The organism is Sphingomonas sp. PP-F2F-G114-C0414, assembly GCF_003688595.1.
Classification (GTDB): domain Bacteria; phylum Pseudomonadota; class Alphaproteobacteria; order Sphingomonadales; family Sphingomonadaceae; genus Sphingomonas.
The window spans coordinates 520189-538580 of record NZ_RCWT01000012.1 but is presented as its reverse complement, the minus strand read 5'-3'; the positions used below and the strand labels follow the sequence as shown (position 1 = coordinate 538580).

At 63.7% G+C, this 18392-nt stretch carries 17 protein-coding genes and 3 pseudogenes; 10 read left to right on the top strand and 10 right to left on the bottom strand.

What is annotated here, in order from left to right; genetic code table 11:
• Together C8J47_RS18985 and C8J47_RS19830 are read right to left on the bottom strand one after the other, a co-directional pair.
• The coding region (locus C8J47_RS18985) for a hypothetical protein (RefSeq protein ID WP_147454342.1) at positions 1-280 on the bottom strand (280 nt) is incomplete at its 3' end.
• 27 nt (positions 281-307) lie between these two features.
• Positions 308-691 (bottom strand): annotated as a pseudogene (locus tag C8J47_RS19830) (recombinase family protein); the annotation flags it as partial.
• A 41-nt stretch (positions 692-732) separates the two neighbouring features.
• Here C8J47_RS19830 and C8J47_RS19825 point away from each other — a divergent pair.
• The 5 genes and pseudogenes from C8J47_RS19825 to C8J47_RS14480 all read left to right on the top strand — a co-directional run.
• A pseudogene (locus C8J47_RS19825) lies at positions 733-855 on the top strand (helix-turn-helix domain-containing protein); the annotation flags it as partial.
• 188 nt (positions 856-1043) lie between these two features.
• Entirely contained in the window at positions 1044-1376 is a 333-nt protein-coding gene (locus tag C8J47_RS19820) for a CHC2 zinc finger domain-containing protein (RefSeq protein WP_121886202.1), read from the top strand.
• A 315-nt stretch (positions 1377-1691) separates the two neighbouring features.
• The gene (locus C8J47_RS14490) at positions 1692-2123 is read left to right on the top strand and encodes a DcrB-related protein (protein ID WP_183129120.1); all 432 of its coding nucleotides are present in this window, start codon (positions 1692-1694) and stop codon (positions 2121-2123) included.
• A gap of 34 nt (positions 2124-2157) precedes the next feature.
• On the top strand, positions 2158-3411 hold the full coding sequence (locus C8J47_RS14485) for a PAAR domain-containing protein (RefSeq protein ID WP_147454341.1): 1254 nt from the start codon (positions 2158-2160) through the stop codon (positions 3409-3411).
• Positions 3408-3998 (top strand): hypothetical protein, encoded by a 591-nt coding sequence (locus C8J47_RS14480; RefSeq protein WP_133031485.1) that lies wholly within the window; start codon positions 3408-3410, stop codon positions 3996-3998. Before C8J47_RS14485 ends, C8J47_RS14480 begins: the two co-directional genes overlap by 4 nt.
• 21 nt (positions 3999-4019) lie before the next feature.
• Here the strand turns inward: C8J47_RS14480 and C8J47_RS18980 are convergent, their stop codons facing one another.
• A complete protein-coding gene (locus C8J47_RS18980) occupies positions 4020-4328 on the bottom strand; it encodes a hypothetical protein (RefSeq protein ID WP_147454340.1) in 309 nt (102 codons plus the stop codon).
• Between the two features lie 107 nt (positions 4329-4435).
• Between C8J47_RS18980 and C8J47_RS14475 the strand changes: the two genes are divergently transcribed.
• The gene (locus C8J47_RS14475; RefSeq protein ID WP_121886198.1) at positions 4436-4831 is read left to right on the top strand and encodes a hypothetical protein; all 396 of its coding nucleotides are present in this window, start codon (positions 4436-4438) and stop codon (positions 4829-4831) included.
• Between the two features lie 175 nt (positions 4832-5006).
• The gene (locus C8J47_RS19815) at positions 5007-5561 is read left to right on the top strand and encodes an HD domain-containing protein (protein ID WP_121886197.1); all 555 of its coding nucleotides are present in this window, start codon (positions 5007-5009) and stop codon (positions 5559-5561) included.
• A gap of 689 nt (positions 5562-6250) precedes the next feature.
• On the opposite strand, the gene C8J47_RS14465 is transcribed toward C8J47_RS19815, so the two are convergent.
• Positions 6251-7102, bottom strand: a complete 852-nt coding sequence (locus C8J47_RS14465) for a MipA/OmpV family protein (protein WP_259467566.1) — start codon at positions 7100-7102, stop codon at positions 6251-6253.
• A gap of 40 nt (positions 7103-7142) precedes the next feature.
• Positions 7143-7463: a hypothetical protein gene (locus C8J47_RS14460; protein WP_121886196.1), complete on the bottom strand. Its 321-nt coding sequence runs from the start codon at positions 7461-7463 to the stop codon at positions 7143-7145.
• 1240 nt (positions 7464-8703) lie between these two features.
• Between C8J47_RS14460 and C8J47_RS14455 the strand changes: the two genes are divergently transcribed.
• Both C8J47_RS14455 and C8J47_RS14450 read left to right on the top strand, forming a co-directional pair.
• A complete protein-coding gene (locus C8J47_RS14455) occupies positions 8704-9891 on the top strand; it encodes a hypothetical protein (RefSeq protein WP_220683385.1) in 1188 nt (395 codons plus the stop codon).
• Between the two features lie 325 nt (positions 9892-10216).
• Positions 10217-11995: a GMC family oxidoreductase gene (locus tag C8J47_RS14450; protein WP_220683384.1), complete on the top strand. Its 1779-nt coding sequence runs from the start codon at positions 10217-10219 to the stop codon at positions 11993-11995.
• Here C8J47_RS14450 and C8J47_RS14445 read toward each other — a convergent pair.
• The 5 genes and pseudogenes from C8J47_RS14445 to C8J47_RS14425 all read right to left on the bottom strand — a co-directional run bounded on the left by C8J47_RS14445 (position 11909) and on the right by C8J47_RS14425 (position 16500).
• The gene (locus C8J47_RS14445) at positions 11909-13534 is read right to left on the bottom strand and encodes an alpha/beta hydrolase (protein WP_121886194.1); all 1626 of its coding nucleotides are present in this window, start codon (positions 13532-13534) and stop codon (positions 11909-11911) included. The genes C8J47_RS14450 and C8J47_RS14445 overlap by 87 nt on opposite strands.
• Before the next feature lie 198 nt (positions 13535-13732).
• Entirely contained in the window at positions 13733-14632 is a 900-nt protein-coding gene (locus C8J47_RS14440; RefSeq protein ID WP_121886193.1) for a glutaminase, read from the bottom strand.
• Positions 14631-15020: pseudogene (locus tag C8J47_RS19595) on the bottom strand (glutaminase); the annotation flags it as partial. The pseudogene C8J47_RS19595 and the gene C8J47_RS14440, both read right to left, overlap by 2 nt.
• Positions 15021-15331: 311 nt before the next feature.
• Entirely contained in the window at positions 15332-15988 is a 657-nt protein-coding gene (locus C8J47_RS14430; protein ID WP_121886192.1) for a cupin domain-containing protein, read from the bottom strand.
• Between the two features lie 59 nt (positions 15989-16047).
• Positions 16048-16500, bottom strand: a complete 453-nt coding sequence (locus tag C8J47_RS14425; protein WP_259467565.1) for a DoxX family protein — start codon at positions 16498-16500, stop codon at positions 16048-16050.
• A gap of 329 nt (positions 16501-16829) precedes the next feature.
• Here C8J47_RS14425 and C8J47_RS14420 point away from each other — a divergent pair, with 329 nt between their 5' ends.
• Positions 16830-18311, top strand: a complete 1482-nt coding sequence (locus tag C8J47_RS14420; protein ID WP_220683383.1) for an alpha/beta fold hydrolase — start codon at positions 16830-16832, stop codon at positions 18309-18311.
• Positions 18312-18392: the final 81 nt, after the last annotated feature.

The window sequence follows — 18392 nt, the reverse complement described above, 5'->3', positions numbered from 1 at the left end:
CGGGTTTAAACCCGACCGTTGCTTCACCCGCGCTCCTGCGCGACAACAACGGTCGGTCTCTGGTTGCAGTTGGATGAAAGGCGGGGGTCACGTCAAGTTCAGTAGTGACCTGCTTGAGGCGGTATTGAGCTGCGTGCTCCATGCCCGCGTCCTCGCGGCCCAATCGCTGCATCTCGTGCTCGAATTCTTCTGTAAATAGCCGCACATGTTTTTCGGTCAGCAGATGCTCCTGCAGAACCGCCAGCGTCGCGGCCTCCAAAGGTTCCTTGCGAACCGACACGCGATTATTGAAGGTGCCGCGCTCCTTCTAGCCGGCACAGCGATAATAGTCCTTCCCGCTGATCGTATAGTTTGCCCCGCAGCAAATACAGCGGATGAGCCCGGACAGGAGATGCTTTGTGCGCTTGCTGCCGACTGTCGACGATGCCGTTGCCGGGCGCTTGCGGCGTTCGATTTCATCGCGCGCGGCTTCGAAGACAGTATCGTCGATGATTTGAAGATCGGGGATCCCAACTTCTACCCAATCAGACTGGTTACGGAGCCGATAGCGGCGTTCGCGCTTCTCGCTGTCGGGGTTCCTGCGCCACTTCCGGCGCCCCCATGCTAGGCGTCCCACGTAGAGCGGGTTGTTGAGGATGCCGACGAGTTTGGCGGGATCGCCTCGGACCGTCGAGGCGTTCCACTCCCCACCACGGGGGCCGGCACGCCTTCGTCGTTCAGCCGGGTGCCGATCTGAATAGAGGGCACCCCGCGGCGAACCATGCGAAGGTTTTTGCGGCGCAGGTCGGGATCAGTCGGGTTGCGCTTTCGCGGATCGAAAACGGAAAAGCGTGGCCGCTTGCGCGGCGCCTCATTCTGATCTTGGCGACGATCGTTCGTGCTATCTCTGCACCGTGCGTTCGAGCGCGGGGCGGGTTCATCGCTGATGCCGACACCGACCCAATCCGCATTGATTGGTCGCTCCGGATCGGCGATCGTCGTAGTGAGCCAACCGAAATTATGTTCCAGCATACAGATCGGCAATCTGGACGAGGCAGGCGGATATGGAAAACAATACGTTCTCATTGCGCGACGGATCAACGCGCGGTGCGCTGGTCGGGCCGATTGGCCAGACCGTCCACCTGCAACCATTCGTCGATGGAGTTGACCGGCTCCATGGCGCCTTTCCGTGGCATCCCGATGGAACCCGCAGCCTCTACGCGACTGACGCGGCATGGCAATGCTTTGCCTGCCGCGCTGGTGGTGATGCCGTCGATTGGATCATGAGGCGAGACGCGGTCGATAGGACGCAAGCGGGCGCGCTCGTTCATGAACGCCGCTCCCGGCCGCTTCACGCGCACATAGCGGTCGTTCGAAGCCTGACGCTCGCGACCTGAAAGCGGCCACGCCCCCGGCAGAAAGAGCGCAGTCCAATATGGTTACCCGTCTGGGAAGCCCGGTTCCGCGAAATGGGAGATAATCTCGATCTGCGACGAGTTGGTTTTTAGCCGATCATAGGCGACGATGTATGCTTGCCTGCTCGATACCCGCGCACCCTTTGCCGGCATGGAGGGGATCCGTACGCTTGATAGCCGAGATTGCGGGTGAGGTGATCTCAGGACGGCCCGTTACGCGCGCGGCCACCCGGTAGGGCGTTGCGAGAACCGCGTGACTGAGGCATTATGCAGCTCATGTCGTCCTATCGCACCAGTGTGGCCGTGTTTGATGTGCCCGATTCTTGGCATGATCAGTCGATCGTGGCGTTTCGCCTACCGCCTGCTCCCGGCGGTGGCGGCGATGCGAGTTTCGTTATCACTAAGGACCCGGGTAAGGGCGTTACCCCGTTCGCGTCATACTTCAACGGACAAGCCGACACTATACGTCGCAGCCTGCCCGGCTATCACGAGCTTAAGCGTGAACTGTTTCACGCCAATGAACGCGACGCGGGATGGCTTGAGTTTCAATTCGAGAAGGACGGTCGCGCCATGCAGTTGCGGCAGATCTTCTTCGACAGCGGCTTCCTGGCCGTCATCTGTACGCTGACCACACTCCCTGCGGACATCGGCTATCATGACGCAGACTGGCGACGGGCGATGGCCAGCCTGGTCTTTGATCCGCCGGCTGCCTCTGCAAGCTATCCATGAGTCTTAGAGCCGTGACTCGCTGAACCCCGTGACCATGGAACCCGCCGCCCGCGTCGAGGACGAGATCGCCCATGGTTATGGCATGCTGGCGATGGTCGGTGGCGCGTTGGTCGGTGTGGCGGCGGGGATCGCCGTCGTGGGTGCGATCGGCTTAACCGGCGGACTTGCTGCGGTGGCGATTGCGGGCGCGGTGGCGGGCGGTGGCCTGGCCGGAGACCAGATCGCGTCGGGACTTGAGACGATTTTCGAGCTGCCCGAACCTACGACTGGCGTGCTGGCGGTGGGATCGCCGAACGTCTTCATCAACGGACGCAGCGCGATCCGCGCCGAATTGTCGAGCGCGTCGAGCTGCAACGGCCTGCCGTTCAATCACCCTCCCTGGCTCGGATCGATTATCGTCCGCGAGGGATCGTCGACCGTCTTCATCAACGGGCAGCCCGCGTCGCGCCTGAAATCGATGCTGACGTGCGGCGCGCATATCAAGACCGCGTCGCCTAACGTCTTCATTGGCGGCGAGACGGTGCGGACCGGCTTCGTTTTCGACCTTGAGGCGTGGACGCGTGGCGGCCTACAGATTCTGGGGATAGGCGCCGCGGTAGGTGCTGGCGCGTTTGCTGCGATGGCCGGTGTTGCCGCATTCGGCGCATTTCTCGGCATTGGGGCTCTGGGTTTCGTAGGCATGGAGGGCGTCGGTCTGGTCGGGGACGCGATCGGGCCGGGCTACCGAGACCTATTACAGGGTCTGGTCGGCATGGGAATGGTCGTGTCCGGGCCAAAGTTGGCAAGGGAAGGAAGTATAGCGAGCGAGCGATCGCGTATCTCGCAACTCTCGAGAGACGGTCAAATCGAGGACGCGCGTGCCATACTGAAACGCCATGTCGACGCAGGAGACATCGACGGCGTCGTACGCCGACTGGATGTATCAACCGACGGGCAGCGTGGCTTCCTGTGGTCAGGTAACAAGGTCGCGGCAGGGCAATATGCCGAGGCTCATGGGGGCACGACGCTGGAAGGCACACCGGGTGGCCGGGTCATCGATGACTGGGATCATTTGAACACCTCTATGCCATGGGACAAAGGTGGCGAGCAGGTCTGGGGCCAAACATCTGCACGCTATACCCGCGGATTGACGGGGGACGTTGAAGCGTTGCAATCACCAAGTAGGGCAGGCGGCGGTTACGTCTTCCGAAAATACGAGATGCCCGAGATCGAGGCCGGCAAAGCGGCAGGTCGGATCACCAGTTTCGAGGAGAAGATCGTGTTGCCTGATACGGGAAATTGGCCGTGACCTGGACAGCCTTCAGCAAGCAATATGAGGCAAAGGGGCGGGAGAAGGCGGATGGCTATTTTCCCTTCCACTTTGAGGGCATGGACGCCAACGAATTGACGCGGGCGCGAGCGTTGATGGAAACGCGTGGCTCGGCCGGCGATACCACCGATCTCGATGGCTTGAGATTGATCGGCGATGCCGGCAGCATCGCCGTGCTCGAAGCCGCGGAGGCTCAGGATAAGAGGCTAGGCATTGCGTTCGAGTGTGCGCGCCGTGAGACTTTGTTCGCCCTGACGGGAAATGTGCTCGTCCTTGCCCCGCTAATCGATCGATTGGACACACGCGAGGACCGCGATTCGGCCTTCGCTGCGCAAGCGATCGCCCGCCATCAACTGCCGCCATCCTTTGCCACAGCATTGGCGGCCCGTATCGCCGACGGGCGTCACGAAACCGCCTTGCTGTGGATCATAAAGGCGTGGCTATCGGCGCAAGGCGAAGCAATCTGGCAGGTGCCGGTATTCGACGCGAACCTTTCCTTTATCCGCAGCGTGATAGCCGAGCGTCCTGCGGCGCGGCGCAGTTTGCTGGAAACATGGCGAATGTGAAGTGGCTCAAAATACGAGTAGTCAGTGCTGCACGGTTTCGATGTCGTGGAGTAATGCGAGGTTTCGGCGTTTAGTAAAGAGCTGACCAGCGGACGGTTTACTGTGGTTGAATACGAACTGGTAACATGAAATCTGGTCGACGTCATTTCCGCCGCCATTTGTCGTGATCAGTAAATGACGTGGAGTGAATTTCAGCACCAGTACACAGCTCGATGACGTGAAAACGGCGACGGTTATTCCCCAAGTGACTTCCACGGGATGACGGAACAACAGCGCGCGCGCGGGAAATGATGCCAACGCGCCGTGTGCGATATCGCGTGTTTTCAGCATCACTTGGACTTGCTTCGCCAGATCAGCAGCGCTCCGAAACGTCGATATGATACATTGGCCCATGCCGCGAGGGAGCTTTCGCGCGGATCGTGTCGCGGGAACCTGATATGTTGACGTTCGAACACGAGACATCCTCTTTCGTTTTTCACGGAGTTCGGATCGGACCGAATGTTTCCGTCACGCAACTCGCAGCGGCTCTGGGCGTCAGCGTTCAAAACAAGCCAGATGATCGAGCATGGAGCTTCGTTAAAGTCGATGCCCGACCGGTGGGGGCGTTTGTCGCGTTTTTGGAAGGCAAGATCAACAGCGGCTATTTCTGGGTCGACGTGCCTGGTGCCGGGTGGAATGACTATGAACGCGCAGAGCAGCAGCGTCGAGGGGAACACGAGTGTTTGATGTACGAGATGTTCGGAACGCTGCAATACGACGATCAATTTTTGAGCGTCGACCTCGTGCGCGATCCTCGGTCCAGCCTCGAGCATATACGGTTCGAAACTAGGTGAACGGCTTGAGGTGGGTCCGTTTGGATCCAGGCGTGCGTTGCCGATGAGGCGGCCAATAGGAAGGGCGTTGCGTTGTTTGAGGACGATGAGCGCGGCGTACCATCCGACGCATTTCGCGAGGGGCGTGACGTCTATTTGATTTATAGCTTCGAAGACGTCGCCTTTCACTGGGAGCATGTGTCGGGACGAATTTTTCGTCGCTTCAAGGGTAGGAGGCGGGAGAGCGAAACCGTTTATTCAAACCACTTATATATGGACGCTCGAATGGGCGGCCGGCTCGCGACCCGAGAGGAGTACGACAATTACTGACCTATCGTTTAGCCCACTTGACGAAGCGATTGTGTTCGCAACTCATGCGCATCAGGGACAGGTCGACAAAGCTGGCGCGCCCTACATCCTGCATCCGCTCCGGGTAATGCTGGCGCAGGCGGACGATGTGCGCCGGATCACCGCGGTGCTGCACGATGTCGTCGAGGATTGCGCTGTAACGCCAGCTACGATCCGCGTTCGCTTCGGCGATGCGGTTGCCGACGCCGTGGTGGCACTCACCCGACGCGATGATGAGGACTACGATGCTTTCGTCGCGCGCTGCGCCGCAAACGAGATCGCGCGCGACGTGAAGCGCGCCGACATTGCCGACAATTTGGACCTTTCGCGCCTTCCCGTTGTTACGAACCGGGATCGAGAACGCGCTGATAAATACCGACGAGCGCTCGCGCTGCTCCAATAGAAGAGTGGCCAACGACTTCGAAGCGCCGCAATCTTCCGGTCGCGCAAACGGCAGTTACGTCTTCCAAGTGGAATGGTCGCTTCTGGAAAGCCGCGAGAGTTCCTTCGATGTCGGATTATGAGCGGAAATGGCCCGGCCGCGTTTTAGTGTCGACTGGCCGCCGAGCGCCGTCGTAAAATATTGGTTTGTCGCTGCCGCGCACCCTAAATCTTGGAGAATTGCGGCTTGCGCGGTGGCGTACGTGCTCCATGTCCGTATCATTGTCCGAGATGCCCTGTCGGATTCAGAAAGTGCGCGACAACCTCGGAGACGACGTTTTTCGTCAGGGAACAGCGGCTGCTGTTTTGGCGTGAGATCCAATTTCGACGAAGTCGCTACCTCGGGCTAGCTTGTTGCCGAGCCGATCTCGGAGCCCCCCGCAAGGCCAATTTTTCCAGAGCTCGACGTTCACGGCCGATTGCCCGAACGACGGCTTTGTCCCAATGTTCGCCAATAAATTCTTGATCCGTGGCGGCTTGACGCCGCGTTCCACTGAGATGAAGACATGTCTGAAGTTGAAGCTAGCCAACGAAGCGCTGAGTGTCTGGGAATGGGGCATCTGAGCTGTGCCAGCGTGAACGCCCCTATAGTCGACCTTGCTGTGGGTAAATGACCGGCTACGGGCCAACTGGCCGGACCCACACTACGGACTAGAACGTATAGGCAAGACCGAACGTCCCGAGCCACTGATCGCGCGATCCGGCGATCGCGACGAGCGGGCTGCGGGCGATGTCACCTTCCATGCGTCCATAAGTGCCGCCCGCGACGATCTTGATGCCCTGCAGTAGGTCGCCAGTGAGCGAATAGCTGCCGATCGCGCCGAGCGTCCAGTTCTTGAGGCCAGCACCGGCGGCATAGATAGGCAAACCGCTCGCGACGCTCTGCGCCGTTGAGACGCTGTAATAGGTTTGGGCATAGCTGCGTTCGACGATGTCGGCGGACGCGAACACGCCGATCGCAGCCTTGCGGGACAGCGGCGTGAAATAAGTGATGCTGGGGTTCCAGATGCCGCTGTCGTGGACATTGCTGATGTCGTGGCGATAGCCGAGCGTGACCGACAGCTTGTCGTACGGGCTCGTCAGCACTCCGGTTTTGCCTATGCCAACATAGCCGCCAACTTCGACTGCGGTGGCGCGCTTGCCGAGCGCACGGACGCGAAGGTCGACTATGTTACCGAGCGAACTGCGGTTGAAGTTCAGCTGGACGATCGGACCAACCTGGAAATCCCAGACTGGACCGGGCTCGTCCTTGATTAGGTCGACGCTCAGCTGGTTGCCGGCAAGCACGAAGCCGTACCCCCTGACGGCGCCGATCGCGGCGGGGACGGGGGTGATCCGGTAGTCGTTGGAGCCTTCGTAATCAGGGAGTGCCGCGACGCCGGCACCGACGGTCACGGTATCGCGGTACGGATCGGCCGGCTGGTCCTGTGCGTAGGCGGGTAGCGTGACGGTCGCGGCGAGAATGCTGGCGAGCGTGAATTTCAGGGTTTGGGTATAGAGCACGGGAAGATCCTTTGCTGATCGATAAGGGTGAAGAGAACGGCTAGCCGCCAAGCGCGCGGTGGCGCTGGATGTGTGTGAGCGTCGACGCGACGCGCTGGCGAACGACCGCGGGCTCTGCCGTTGATGTTGCTTGGCGCGTGCCGAGCACGGGCAGTGCGCCGAAATCGCCACGGGCGTAGCGGGCCTCGACCGTCGCGAGCGTTTGGTGCCGCGACGCCAGATCACGATCGTAGAGGCGGGCGCCGACCTGCACGTTCAGCGCGAGCACCCGGCCGCCGGTCCTGAAGCCAATGTCGCGGCGCGGGCGCAGGACGCCGCCCAACGCCGCGGTCTGTCTGCCGGCATGATGGATGGTGACCACGTTAACAAGCGTGGCGTCGGATCGGGGCGATATGACCGGCTCAGAAGAGCAGCTGGCACAAGCAAGGAGGGGCAACCGGCGATGATCAGCTTAGTCGGCAGCTTGCTTGGCAGCCTGGTCGGGGCAATGGAAATCATCGGTGTCGTCGCGTCCCGTTGTGAACGCGGTCGACTTGCCGATTTGAACCTATCCTGGCACGCCGATCCTCGAAACCGACCAGTCATTTTCGAAAACGACTGGTACGCAGGCTTGGAGGGCGGCGCGCCTAGCCTTCGAGATGCCGCCGCCAAAACGTGCTGGGGGCTTTGCCGAAACGTTCTTTGAGCACCCGGTTGGACATCACGAGGTTGCCAACCCTGGCACCCATCGCGCTCGTCAGGAGCGGCACGTCGGCCTGCGAGGGCGGCGAGCGCGCTGCGGACTTCGGCGATCCGGTGTTCGTTTAGGTAGTCGCTGACGTTGCAAAGGCCGAGCCCGCCATTGATGTGACGCCGCACGCGGTATTCAGGCGTCTCGATCCGCGCAGCGACCTTCGACATGAGATGCGCTTCCGGCTCATCTCCCCGGATCGCTCCGTCAGCCTCTGCCTGTAGTCGGCGATTACCAGCGATCTTGGCGAGCAGCGTTCGGCTGCATCAGGTCGCGGCCATGATATCGCGCCAGCTTCGGCCGTCGCGGAGAAGGCTCGAGATAGCGCCGTTGCGAGCCTTATTCTCGGTGCGTTCCTGATAAAGGCCTGCAACCTGCTCACGGTGCCGAACCAACTCAGCATCGACTATAACGCGCATGTGCTCGAGTCCGTCCTGACCTACGTCGCGCCCGCGCTCAGATGGCGCTGAGGCGGCGCGTGTCACGGCGTTTCGGCTGGTTCAGCACTGCGAAGAGTAAAGGTCGCAGGGCAGGTCGACCGTGACCGATCACCGTCGAAACGGATCATGAAGGCGTGTCCGGTTTCAAAAGCGGAGACGTTGACCTGAATGGCCGCCTTCATCCCCCCGCGGCGCATTCAAACCCAACTACCCAACCGGCAAATATCTACTGGAAACCGCGTATTCGTCAGCTCCGCGCGCCGCCCTGTCGGCTGGTAAATTCGTCAGCGACTACATGAATGACGATAGCGGCAGTGGTGCTTTCCACGCTCAACAGCTGAGAACCAACGCGCGCTTCCCCGCTGGCACAGACGGTCCTCTCGGACGGTCGGAGAGGCACTATTGCCGCCATCGCCAGCGAGGAAATCGAAATGACCGTTATGGTATCGCGCCTGCCAGCTACACGCCCCACGGACTTCAACAGTGGCTATCCCATCTCCAATAATATTGAAGAATTGCTGGCCAATATTCAGGCGCTCGCACCCGAAATACGGGCGCGTGCCGACGAGATCGAGATCGGCCGCCGCGTGCCGTCGGACCTGATCGACCGGCTCCGTACTATCGGCATCTTCCGGATGACAGCGGCCCGAAGTCGCGGTGGCTTGGAGTTCGATCTCCCATCGATCGTCGAGGCTATCAGTGCGCTCGGCCGCATCGACGGATCGGTTGGATGGACGGCGATGATCGGATGCAGCTCGTCGCTGTTCCTGCCTCTCCTGCCGCAGGAAACATATGACCTGATCTACCGGGACAGTCCCGACGTCGTCGTCGCGGGCTCCTCCCAGCCATTGGGCACCGCGCAGACCGTCGATGGTGGCTGGCTGGTCACCGGGCGGTGGCCGTTCGCCAGTGGTTGCCAGCACGCGCAGTGGATGCTCGGCGTGTTCGTCGACGACGACGACGCGATGCGCGGCTTCATCATGCCGGCGCGCACATGGCACATCGAGGACACCTGGTCCGTCGCGGGCCTCAAGGGAACCGGTAGCCACCATATCCGAGTCGACGGAGTCTTCGTCCCCGCTGCAAATGTGTTCGATCCGGCTATGGGGATCGTCTGCATGCCCGAACCCCTCTTGCAGGCGCCCCCGCATTTGCTTCCACTGATCTACGCTGCGGTCGTCGTCGGCATGGCAGAGGGGGCGGTCGACGATATCGTCGCCATGGCCAACAGCGGCAGGCGTCTTCAATACGCCAGGGATGCGTTGCGAGACATGGAGATGTTCCAAGTAGAGCTGGGCCGGATCAAGGCGGAGTTACGGGCAGCCCGCGCCATGCTCCAGGTGCAGACCGCCAGTCACTGGCAGCACGCGCTCGCGGGGACTTTGCACACCGATGCGCGTCTTGCCGAGGCGACGCAGACGGCGGTTTGGCTGCAGTCGACCTGCGTGGGGATCGTCGATGCTTGCTTCCGCCTTGGCGGGGCGAGTGCGCTCTACGATACGTCGCCCCTGCAACGCCGGCTGCGCGACATCCACGCTGCGGGGCAACACGCATCCGCGCAGCCGCGTCACTATGCCGGCGCAGGCAAGCTTCTGATCGAGGGGCATCGAGCGGTGTGATCGAGATCGGGTAAGTCGGGCGAATTGGCGTCTGGCCGCCCCAACGTAAGGTAGCATCCGCGTAGGATGTGCCGGACCGGCGAAGGCCTGGGCTTTGTTAGCCCAGCAGGTTCCGGGACAGATGCCGACGCAGGGGCCATTTGGTTCGAGTCGACGAGGGGTAACCGAACTACTTAATCTTACCACTCTTCACGCCGCGTGGTCCCGGAATACCACGGCCGCGCGCGCCGTTTCCACGCTCACATCCCCGACTGCGCCGCGGCGTGTCACCGATACAGATCGCGGCGTTACCGACATCCGGGCGCCGCGATCGAAGGATGGACATGTGAAGAACCCTATCGTCAGCGCTACCGGCTCCGATACCCGGAGTATCATCGAGCAAGGCGCCGCCCTGAAGCATGACCGCGAGCCCATTGCCGCTTTCGAAACGCGCGTCGCGGCGAACCAAGCCCTCCAGCGTGCCGACGACCGTCGCGAATACGACTATATCGTTTGCGGGGCGGGGTCGTCCGGTTCGGTCGTCGCGCGGCGGCTCGCGGAGAATCCCGATGTCACCGTGCTGCTTATCGAGGCGGGCGGCGGCGATGCTTCGCCGACCGTGTCCGATCCCGCGCTCTGGATAGGCAACCTCGGTGGCGAACGCGACTGGGGGTTTGTCGCGGAGCCGAGCGCGCATCTGAATGGACGTGCGATGCCGTTGTCGATGGGCAAAGGGCTGGGCGGTGGGTCGTCGATCAACGCGATGGTCTGGTCGCGCGGGCATCGGAGCGACTGGGACCATTTTGCGCGCGAAACCGGTGACGATGCCTGGAGTTACGAGTCGGTGCTGGGCATTTATCGCCGGATCGAGGATTGGCGCGGTGCACCCGATCCGCGGCGTCGCGGGCAGGGCGGGCTGTTCCCCGTCGAACCCGCCCGGGGCCCGCATCCGCTCGCCACGGCGATGCTCCGCGGGGCCGCCGATGCGGGGATCGCCACGTTCGCCGATCACAACGGTGCGATGATGGAAGGGGCAGGCGGTGCCGCGCTGTGCAATCTCACTATCAGCGGCGGGCTGCGGTCGTCGGTGTTCCGGCGGTATGTGTACCCGGCGATGGCGCAGCCCAACCTTACCGTGTTGACCCACGCCACGGTGACCCGCGTGTTGATCGAACGCCGCGAGGCGAAGGGCGTCGAGATCGTGATCGACGGGCAGTGGCGGCAGATCCGCGCGCGATGCGAGACGATCCTGTCGCTTGGCGCGATCAACACGCCGAAGCTGCTGATGCAGTCGGGCATCGGGGATATGGCGCAGTTGCGGCGACACGGCATCGCGCTGGTCGAGCACTTGCCCGGCGTCGGGCGCAACTTCCAGGATCACGTGATGGTGGCGGGGTGTATCTGGGAAAGTCCCGAACCGATCGTCCCCCGCAACAATCTGGGCGAGGCGACCTTTTTCTGGAAAAGCGATCCGCACCTGGAGACGCCCGATATCCAGGCCTTCGTGGTCGAGGCGCCGATCGTCGCGCACGATGCGGGGGGACGCTATGTCGTCCCCGCTGCGTCCTGGTCGTTGCTGCCCGGCCTGGTCCGGCCGAAGAGCCGCGGGTTGGTGACGCTCACCGGTGCGGCGCCCGCGTCGCCGGTGCGGATCGAGGCCAACGCACTGGCCGATCCCGATGACCTGACGGCGCTGGTGCGCAGCGTCGAGCTGTGTCGCGATATCGGCAACGGCACAGAGCTGCGTCCGTACGTCAAGCGCGAGGTTATGCCCGGCAATTTGAGCCGGGAGGCCCTGACCGCATTCGTGCGGAATACGGCGTCGACCGTCTGGCATCAGGCTGGCACCGCCAAGATGGGGCGTGATGCGATGTCGGTCGTCGACGCCGAGCTGCGCGTCTACGGCATCACCAACCTGCGTGTCGCCGATGCCTCGATCATGCCGCGGGTGACGACCGGCAACACGATGGCGCCGTGCGTGGTGATCGGCGAGCGGGCGGCGGCGCTGCTGACGGCCGCGCGATCGTCGGAAACTCGGTCATCCGCCGGCGCTCCTGCGTTCTTCGGCAAGGAACTGGCGGATATGCGCGACGAAGCCCGCGGCCGCGGGCTCCCGGCCGAGTAGGACATGATTCTCGGTGTCGAGGGTCACGAACTCGGCACCGGGGATCGCCGCCGCGAGCGCGCCAGCAACCGCCAGCGGGATCTGTCGGTCGCCGCGGCCGTGCATCACCAGCGTCGGCGTGGTCACGCCGGCCAGCCGGTGGCGCACATCGATATCGGCGAACACGTTTGCGAAGCGCACCGCGTTCTCGGCGCTGACCGTCTCGCGCTGAAACGCGTCGAACCAGTCGAGTTCCTCGGCGGAGGCGCCCGGCATGAACTGCCACGTCACGAGCTTGCGGTACGCGGGGTCGGATCGCCCCCAGCCTTGACGGACGAGCGTCAGGATCGCCTCGCGTTCCTTGTGGACATCGGGCGTGCCGATCACGCGCCAGCCGGCCGCAAAACCACCCCACAGGATCAGGTGACTGACGCGTTCCGGGTGCCGCGCGGCATATTCGATCGCGACCGAACAGCCTTGCGAGATGCCGAGCAGCGGGAAACGGTCGATCCCGGCCGCGTCGACGACCGTCTCCAGATCGTGCACCAACGTATCGAAGTCGATCAGGGCGACCTCCCGGTCCGACATGCCGTTGCCGCGCCCGTCGTAGCGGAGGAAGCGGTGGTCCTGCGCCAAATCATGGAACAGCGGTGCCCACACCGGCGCGTCCCAGTCGAGCTCGAGATGATTGAGCCAGTTGGCGACCTTGACCAGCGGTGGACCGTCGCCGACCGAGGCATAGGCGATCCGCACGTCGTCATCGGTTGTCGCGAAGCTGATCTTCTGCCGGTGCAGCGTCATCCGATCAGTTCCGGCAGCGAGCGCTGGCGCCGGTGCATATGCGGGAGCCGGTGTCGGCGAGGGCGCAGGTTCGAATGGCATTGCCGGTGATCTAGGCAGCCCTGCCTCACGCAGCCCGGCGGAGAAGTCTCGTTCGACTCGCTTGGCATCTGCAAGCCGGCCCAGTTCGCGCAAGGTCGTTTGCAACCGTGCTGCGGCCTCGTGATTGAACGGATCCGCGTCGCACCATTCGCGGCACCAGGGGAGCCGGTCCTCGTGAGAGAGCGGCATGTCCGCGACGAGCCGTTGCAGCAGCGTGCGTCGCAACCGCGCGGTCGCCTCGCGTTCCGCCACCAGCCACGCCTGGAACGCCGCGTTGTCGGACAGATCGATCCCGGCGAGCAACGGTTGGCGCAATGCCGTGAGGCACGCGACGACTTCGTCGACCGACGCGTCGGGACCGATCTGGCGGGCGGCATGAAGGTCGATCGTCACTTCGCCGGCATCGAACGCGACGGTCTCGCGGTCCGCGATGACGCGCGGGCGATCGGTGTCGATCAGCGCGCGGATCTTGCTGAGCGACCAGCGCAGCGCGCCGCGGGGATCGTCGGGGCCATCACCCCAGAACAGATCAATCAGATGCTCGCGGCGCTGTGGGCGGGTGGCGAGAACGAGATAGGCGAGGAGCGCGCGCGTCTTGCGCGAGGGGGGCAGCGGTACCGCAGTGGTCGATTGGAAAACCGACAAGATGCCGAGCGTCGCGATAGCGAGATGACTCATGAGACGGGTGGGCCGATGTGAGGTGCCGCGAGAATGGGGCCGTACGCCGGGAAGGCGTCGGGTCCCGAGCCGAGACGTAGCATGGTTCACCGCGAGGGCGGGAATCCGCTTTGGATTACCGCCTTCAGGGGAGAGCAGGGGGCGAGCGCCCGATTTCGAGCGGGCGCGTGATTGCAGAGATTGGCGAAGGGGCGGCGATCAATAGGCCAAGGCTTCGATCGATCCGCGCGGGAAAATGCCGCCGGGGTTGAGTTCCACGGCGTCGGGCTTGCTTGGTTGCAGGAGCGCGATGCTTGCCGCGTCGCCGTTGCGGCGCGCATCGTCGAGCGGGGTGTTGCCCCAGCGGTCGGCCACGTCCGTCGCCGCGCCGAGCGGCAGGAGATACCGGAGTACGTCCGCGCGGCCTTCGCTGGCCGCCAGATGGAGCGCCGTCCGGCCGTCGTAATCGGCAAGGTTCACGTCGATCGAGCGCGCCATCAGGCGGCGCAATTCGGTCAGGTCGCCCTTTGCCGCGGCGGCGCAGAAATAGGTGGCCTGATCGACCGCGGCTTCGGCGGACCGCCGGCGCGGGTTGATCTGTTCCGCCGTCGCGACCAAGCCGTCGAATGCGAACCGCTTGGCGAGCCGGCGGGCGAATTCGACGCCGCGCACCGAATTGCCCAGCGCGTCGAGGCGCGGACTCCACACCGCGATCCCGCAAACGCCCGGAATGGTGATGAACAGCGCGCCCGAAACGCCCGATTTCGCGGGCAACCCGACGGTGAACGCGAACTCGCCGGAGAAATCATACAGGCCGCACGACGCCATCAGCGACAGGCAGTTCTTGGTGGTGTCGCTGGTGAAGACGCGCTCGTTGCTGAGCGGGCAGACACCGCCGTTTGCGAACGTCGCGGCGATCGTCGCCATGCCGGGCGCGTCGACGGTGATCGAGCAGCATTGGAAATACAGGTCGAGCGTCGCCTTCAGGTCGGTGCCCTCGGGAAATGCGCCGTTCTCGCGCATGAAATAGGCGAGCGCGAAATTGCGATCGGCGGTGTCGCGCTCGGACAGGAAGACCGCGTTGTCGAAACCGACCGCCCCCTTTGCCGGCGAGCGCACCCCAGATCTGCATCACGGTGTCGAACCGGTCCGCGGCGGACTGTTCCGGCGCGATCAGCGACGCACACATGATCGCGCCCGCGTTGATCATCGGATTGTGCGGCAGGCCTGCGCCATTCAGCGTGATCGCGTTGAACGAGTGGCCGGATGGCTCGCGACCGACATGACGGTGGACCGCATCGACGCCAAGCCGGTCGAGCGCGATCGCGTAGTTGACCGGCTTGCAGGTCGATTGCACGCAGTAGCGCGTCGCGGTGTCGCCGATCGCGAAGCGTTGCCCGTCGATCGTGCACACCGCCACCGCAAAGCCGTCGGGGTCGGCGCGCGCGAGTTGCGGGATGTAGGCGGCGACGTCACCGTCGCGGCAATCGCGCACGGCGTCGAACATCCGGGTGATCTCCGCGCAGAACGCGGTGAAGTCGGGGATCACCAGATTGCCGGTTAGCGCACGGCTGAGCAATGTCCGGTTCGCACCGGCCAGCGCGGGCGCGATCGCCTCGAACGGGATGTCGACCGCCTGCGCATAGCCCTGCATCAGGGCGTCGAGCTCGCGCAGCCGGGGATCGTCGATCGCTAGGCCATTGTCGCGCAGAACCCGCTCGATCGCGGTCCGCGACCGCTCGCCCCCGCCATCGGTCAGCCCTTCGTAGAGTTTCCGCGCCGTGTCGTCTTCGGCGGGTCGAACCGCCGCCATCGTCGTCACGACGCGCTGCCGGTGGCGGTAAGCGGCCATTGTCCTGGACCGGCACCGAACACTGCGAGCGATTGGTTGCGCAGCGCAGTGTCGTCGCGCAGCGGCTCGGCTTTGCCGAAGCCGGGGTATTGCGGCAGGGCGATGGCGGCCTCATCGGGCGACAGGATCGTCATGTTGTGCTCGTTGGCCAGCGCGACCGCGCGCTCCGGATCCTCGGTCTGATAGGTCGTGGCGGTATTCGGGGGCAACGTCATGCTTACCGCGGGGGTGCTCATCCGACGGAAATATTCGTCGAGCTGGACGGGGTGCTCGCCCACCGCCTGGACGATCACCAGGGCCCGAAACTGTGCCGAGCGGATATAAAAGGCGTGCGGCTGGCCACGCGGGACGAACGCCATCGCCCCCGGATGAAGGAGCATGACCGTATCGCCGCAATACATTTCCATAATACCGTCCAGAACGTAGACGATCTCGTTTTCCCAGAGGTGGATATGCGGCGGCGGCTCGTTACCGGGTTTGCCGCGATATTCCATCAGCGCAAAGCCGCCTTCGGTTTCGGCACCGGTGGTCAGGAAGCTCATCAGGCTGCCCATATAGAAGCGCGTCGTGTCGAGCGTCGCCGCGCGGGTGAACGGGGCGGGCGTGAGTGTTGAAATGGTCATGTCGGGTCCTTGGCCGGCACCCGAAGTGACGGCGTATAAAGTAAAAAGGGCGTGGCGGGTCAGGCGCGAAAGGGCAGCAGCGCGCGCAACCGCGGATCGCGCAGGTACAGTCCGCCCCACGCCATGACGCCGAGCGTCAGGCTGACGATCTGAGGAGGTGAGCCGATTTCACCGAGGCGGAGATGCAGGCAGATCGCGCCGCCCAGAAACCCGGTGAGCAGGATCGCGCCCAGCACCGCGGTGCGCGGGACCGCGTACAGGACGACGCAAGTCATCGTGATCGTTCCGACCACCGGTGACAGCGCGAACGGAAAGCCGCTCGCCTCGACCTCGGCGCGCAGCATGGGCAACGAGGCCAGCTGGGCGACCGCATCGACGAACAGCAGTATGATCACGATCACGCTGAGGACATGCCCGATCCGGATCGGGCCAGACGGCGAAGCGGGCATATTGGCGGCGAACTTGCTATCCGACCGCACGGCGACGCCGCCCAGGTCGAGCCAGAACGTCACAGCGATCCTGCGGGCAAGCGGGCCAGCATCGGCGTTTCGGGAAGATACGAGCTTTTCATGGGAATTGTTCCAGTCGATCGGGTGCGACGTCGTGTCGCGTTTCGCCGATGTTGCACTCGACCCCCGTCGTGGGGACCAGCGATTGAGTGCGCGTGGACATTGCCGCTGACGGCGTGGTAAATGCTATTTCACGTCGAGAGGCCGTATCGATCGATCATTTGCCAAAACTGGTCGTCAACTTACTGGGTTCTCTGGCGATAACGTCAGAATCGGTAGCCGTTGATCTCCCCGCCTCGCGCAAGACCCGTGCGCTGATCGCCTATCTTCTCTTGGCGGATCGCCCACAACGCCGCGAACACTTGTGCGATCTGTTGTGGGACGAGGGCCCCGACGATCCGCGCGGCGCGCTCCGCTGGTCGCTGAGCAAGCTGCGACCAGTCATGGACCGGGATCGCCGACGGCTGATCGCCGACCGCGAGACGGTCGCGATCGACCGCGAGGGGATCGTCGTCGATATCCATGACGCGCAACGGGCGCTCGATACGGAGCCACCTGTGGCAGCGGATCTGCTGGCAGCGTTGGTTGCTCTTCGCGAGCCGTTGCTGGCGGGGCTCGATATGCCGCGGCATGAGCGGTTCGCGATCTGGCTTGCCGCCGAACGCGCCGCCGCCGAGCGGCTGCGCCGATCGCTGTTGCACCGACTCGTCGTGTCGATCGCGTTGTCGCCGGAGGATCGGCTTCCCTGGGCGCGCGAGTGGCTCGACGCGGATCCGTTCAACACCGATGCGGCGGTGCATCTGCAGGAGACGCTTCGGCAGCTCGGGCGGCAGGACGATGCGAAGGTCGCCCAGCGTAGCTTCGCGGATGCGGTGAGCGAGGCGGGCTTGCCGCCACCGCCGTTGACGCGGGAAGCGGCGCGCGAACTGGCGATCCCGGTTCTGCCCGCACACGACATGCTGCAGCGGCAGAAGATTCAGTTCTGCAAGGCGGCGGACGGCGTTCGGCTGGCTTATGCCTGCGTCGGGGAGGGGGCGCCGCTCGTCAAGGCGGCGAACTGGCTCAACCACCTCGAGCTCGACTGGGATGCGCCGATCTGGGCGCCGTTGTTCCAGGAGCTGGCGCGCGATCACATGTTCGTACGCTATGACGCGCGGGGCAACGGCATGTCGGAGGCGTGTGTCGCGGATATCAACTTCGACGCGTTCGTCAGCGATCTCGAGGCGGTGGTCGATGCCGCCGGGATCGATCGCTTCCCGTTATTGGGCCTGTCGCAGGGTTGCGCGGTCGCGATCGCTTACGCGGTGCGCCATCCCGAACGAGTGAGTCACCTGATTCTGTGGGGCGGGTATGCCGCCGGGTGGCGGATCAATGCCACACCGGATGTGATCGAGGAACGCGAGGCGATCATCACGCTCGTCCGGCAGGGTTGGGGGCGTACCGATGCCGCCTACCGCCAGGTCGTGACCGCGACCTTCATGCCGAGCGCGACCGCCGAGGAACTCGACTGGTTCAACATCTTCCAGCGCCAGACCGTCCATGCCGAGAACGCCGCGCGCTATCTTGAAGTGTTCGCCGATATCGACGTCCGCGCGATTCTGAAGGACGTCCAGGCGCCGACGCTGGTGATGCACGCGCGCGGCGATCGTCGTATTCCGCTGGCGACCGGCGGCGAGCTTGCCGCCGAGATACCGGGTGCCGAGTTCGTCACGCTCGACAGCGACAACCATCTCCTGCTCGGGCGCGAGCCCGCGTCGCTCGCGTTCGTGGCGCATGTTCGGCATTTCCTGTCGGTGCCACTGCGGGTCGGCTAGACCAATGCGCTCGGGCGCGTTTGCGGACTGCTCACGACCATGTGAGCGGATCGCTCGTAAACGGGACCAACGACCGCCAGC

Excerpts from the sequence above, each read along its gene's own strand:
- C8J47_RS19820 (WP_121886202.1), top strand. The coding sequence starts at position 1,044 with ATGGAAAACAATACGTTCTCATTGCGCGACGGATCAACGCGCGGTGCG.
- C8J47_RS14485 (WP_147454341.1), top strand. The coding sequence starts at position 2,158 with ATGGAACCCGCCGCCCGCGTCGAGGACGAGATCGCCCATGGTTATGGC.
- C8J47_RS18980 (WP_147454340.1), bottom strand. The coding sequence starts at position 4,328 with ATGCTGAAAACACGCGATATCGCACACGGCGCGTTGGCATCATTTCCC.
- C8J47_RS14475 (WP_121886198.1), top strand. The coding sequence starts at position 4,436 with ATGTTGACGTTCGAACACGAGACATCCTCTTTCGTTTTTCACGGAGTT.
- C8J47_RS19815 (WP_121886197.1), top strand. The coding sequence starts at position 5,007 with ATGTGTCGGGACGAATTTTTCGTCGCTTCAAGGGTAGGAGGCGGGAGA.
- C8J47_RS14455 (WP_220683385.1), top strand. The coding sequence starts at position 8,704 with ATGACCGTTATGGTATCGCGCCTGCCAGCTACACGCCCCACGGACTTC.
- C8J47_RS14445 (WP_121886194.1), bottom strand. The coding sequence starts at position 13,534 with ATGAGTCATCTCGCTATCGCGACGCTCGGCATCTTGTCGGTTTTCCAA.
- C8J47_RS14430 (WP_121886192.1), bottom strand. The coding sequence starts at position 15,988 with ATGACCATTTCAACACTCACGCCCGCCCCGTTCACCCGCGCGGCGACG.